Raw genomic sequence first — 3,337 nt, forward strand, 5'->3', positions numbered from 1 at the left:
TTTCCGCCCACCTATGTCTGTCTGCCGGTACATTTGCCGGCTTTCCTGCGTTTCCGTCCTAGATCTGCGACCGGCTTGCACGACTCGACCATTGCGACTCCGCGATCGCCGGCTGAATTGGTACCGATCACCGCCTGGCCTCGCCGGCGACTGCGGCTACGCCGCGCGACCTGGATGTCAGAAACGACCAATAAGTGCTCTGATGTGGATTGATGCCGATAAACACGTCTCACCGACTTCCGGCTACCCCACCTCAATTCGTCACTGTGACGTATTATGGTCGACAGGCTGGAGGCGAGTTCAGTTCCATTGTCATCGCCACGGACTACTATCGCCGCATGTGTTGTATTCGACCGGCCGCTTCTCATGGTCAGTGGCCGCGATGAGCGACACACCCAAGGTCGTGCATCGCTGGCTCGCAGTGCCAGACCAGTTTGACCGATTCACGCGATTCTTGCGCGACAACGGAATTCTGATGCCGACTCGGATAGGCATCGGCGTATTGGTTTTCCTCCTGGGTATCACGATTCTGCTGAAGCGACTGGGCACTCATTCGGTACAGACCATCGGATTTCCGTTGGACGTCGTCGTCGCAGTGCTTGTGATGATCGGCGGAATTGCCCTGCCTGTCGTAGCGACCACCCGTGAAAGGTCGTATTTCTTCGTCGTTGCCGGGGACTTCGCCGTTGCGGTGATCGTGCTGGCTGAGGCGAATCCGGATCAGAGATTGCTCGGATGTCTCGTCTTCGGGCTCGTCGGCTCGTACATAGCCTTCTTTCACAATCTTCGAACTCAGCTGTGGCACCTGCTGTTTTCCGGGGCGGTCATCGTTGTTGCCAGCATCGGCGTGTTCACCGATGTACCTTCTGGCCTTCCAGACGTCCTGGGGCGCATTGCCTTTGCCATTCCCGTCATCACTGTCATACCGGTGGTCACGCAGATTGCTCTGGCGCTCCTGAGCAACGACGCTCAAAGCTCCGAACTCGATCCGTTGACGGACCTGCTGAATCGGCGCGGACTCTCACGGCGGACTTCCGAACTCCTGCAAGCGAAATCCAGCCTCGACCAGTCCTTGCTGGTGGTGGTGATCGACATCGACAATTTCAAACACTTCAACGACACCTACGGTCACGACGTCGGCGACCGAGTCATACTGCGCACGGCCTATCGACTACACGACTGGGCCAGATCGGACGCGGCGATAGCGCGCATCGGCGGTGACGAGTTCGTCGTCGTTCAGATGATGCCGTTGCCGTACGTCGGCGATCTACTGGCCCGGATCGCGCCCATCATGAACTCCCCTACAGGCGAACCACTCTCGACGACAAGCATCGGCATAGCCATACACAACGGCGCCTGGCCAGACGTACAAGCAGCAGAAAGCGGCGTTCACGATCTACATCGCCTAGCCGATTCGGCGATGTACGAAAGCAAGAGAATGGGTGGAAATCACGTCCACTCCATCGTTCTCACCGATCAACAGCCACAACAGTCACGCGGTCGGTCAGTCGTCTGATTCTTCGATCAGATGCATCGCGGCTTCCTCCGCCGACGCTGCGCCGCCGTCGATTCCGACGTCTCCGGCAATGAGTTCGCTTTCCTCGTCCTCGTATCGGCCCTCGTCTTCGGCAACGAGACGCCCGACGCGACGGTTACCCACTTCGTCACCGTTCGGGAATTCTTCTTCCCGTTCGAATTCGTCGGCATCGGCGGGATCCTTCAAAGGATCTCCGAGCGACGCGTACGGATCGGGTTCTTCTTCGGCCAGGCGCTCGTCGAGGGTCTCCCCCGCTGATTCCTCGCTGCCGGTCAACCCGTGGGCATCAAGTCCCAGTGGGCGTTCCGGTGGTGAGATTCCCTCGTCGAGAATGTCGTCGACGCCTCGATCGATCAGAGTGTCTTCAGGTTGAAGCTGGTCGTCGGGATCGAGACTGTAATCGCCATTGCCGGCCGCGCCGGTGTCATCCGTGTCGCTCATACGATCAACGATGCCACGGGCACACCGAGTTGGCCATGTGCCGCGCCTGCTCGATACATCACTGCGGAGACATTCAGCACGAACGCGGGGCCGGCACTCCGTCGAATCGGTCCTGTAGGTACTCGAATGCGGTGGGCAGACCGAGGACCGCAGTGGTGAGGTGGTCCGGGCTGGGGAACAGTTGGGATTGAATCGTGGCTCCGGCGGCGCAGTACCGCGAAATCGTGTTGACCACCGAATCGATGGGGATCAGAACGTCGTCGGGCGTGTGCCATTCGAACACCGGGGCAGTCGGCACACCCGGATAGAGTTCGACGCTGTTGTCGTCCATCACCTTTCGCACTTCAGGGCTGGACAGCAAGGATGTCGACGTCGACACCTGAGAGGCACTGCGCCCGGCACCGACCCTGAGGATGTCGTTGGTGCACGCGTTGGTGAGTTCGGCCCGCATCGACCGTCCGAGGTCGTTGAGTTGGTTGCTCAGCGGCAGTAGGTCGGGATACTCGCGTTCGAGGCCCATGGCTGCGGCGAACGCGAGGCCGAATGCCGGGTGCGGATCCTGTCCGAGGCCGTTTGCCATCTTGGACAGATTCATCGGGACACCGCCCTCGGCTACACCGACGAGGTTGACCTCGGGTGCGTAGCTCGGGGCCAGTGCGGCCGCCCACGCGGTGGCCATGCCGCCGCCGGAGTAGCCGGCAATACCGACAGGGCTGGCGCCACTACGCAATTCGGGGACTTTCTGAACGGCGCGGATACCGTCGAGCGTGATCTGTCCGCCCAGGCGCGCGGCGCCGTACGCACTGTTGGGTCCGAGATGGTCGGGAAGGGCAATGGTCCATCCACGTTGCAGCGCGACGTTGAGGATGGGCGCTTCACGGATGACGATGTTGGGATCCGATGCGTAAAGCGCGCGAGACGGCGCACATCCCGTACCGAGTGCATTGACGATGTGCTGATACGAGAGCAACGGGCCGTCTTGTGCTTGATTCGGCGGGACCAGGATCGTGCTGACCGCGGCAATAGGCTTGTTCTCGGAGTTCGTGGACCTGTAACTGACCTGCCAGATCGCGACGCCGGGAAAGGTCATCAGGTCAGGGGCCCGGCGCACGGAGATCGGCGTGCCGGCGGTCCCCTCGGCCGCTGCTTGCGAATAGAACGGGTCCGGGTCCGGTGCCGGATATGCGGGATCGGCCTGTGCAGTCCCCCCGGAGAGCAGTGCGGCAGTCAGTGCAGCGGCAGTCAGCATCGATCCGGTAAACACGCGTGTGGTTCGCAGTTTCAACGTTTTCCCCTCGTCCGGACCCACCCGGGGTCCATCACCCTGTGTGTTTCACTCATACCCATGTCGAACCTGGT

General features: G+C 60.9%; 3 protein-coding genes. 1 reads left to right on the top strand and 2 read right to left on the bottom strand.

All coding sequences use genetic code 11. The features are described 5' to 3' along the window. The first annotated feature begins 475 nt into the window (after window positions 1–475). Entirely contained in the window at window positions 476–1,516 is a 1,041-nt protein-coding gene (locus GN300_RS25750; RefSeq protein WP_233405702.1) for a diguanylate cyclase, read from the top strand. On the opposite strand, the gene GN300_RS25755 is transcribed toward GN300_RS25750, so the two are convergent. Together GN300_RS25755 and GN300_RS25760 are read right to left on the bottom strand one after the other, a co-directional pair. Further along, window positions 1,505–1,978 carry a DUF5709 domain-containing protein gene (locus tag GN300_RS25755; RefSeq protein ID WP_019748468.1) on the bottom strand — a complete coding sequence of 158 codons (474 nt, stop codon included), beginning with the start codon at window positions 1,976–1,978 and terminating at the stop codon, window positions 1,505–1,507. The two genes, GN300_RS25750 and GN300_RS25755, sit on opposite strands and share 12 nt — an antisense overlap. A 73-nt stretch (window positions 1,979–2,051) precedes the next feature. Then, window positions 2,052–3,227, bottom strand: coding sequence for a lipase family protein (locus GN300_RS25760; protein WP_054827626.1), 1,176 nt, complete (start codon window positions 3,225–3,227; stop codon window positions 2,052–2,054). Between the last annotated feature and the right edge of the window lie 110 nt (window positions 3,228–3,337).

This window comes from Rhodococcus sp. Ni2, from assembly GCF_021352185.1.
Lineage (GTDB): Bacteria > Actinomycetota > Actinomycetes > Mycobacteriales > Mycobacteriaceae > Rhodococcus_F > Rhodococcus_F qingshengii.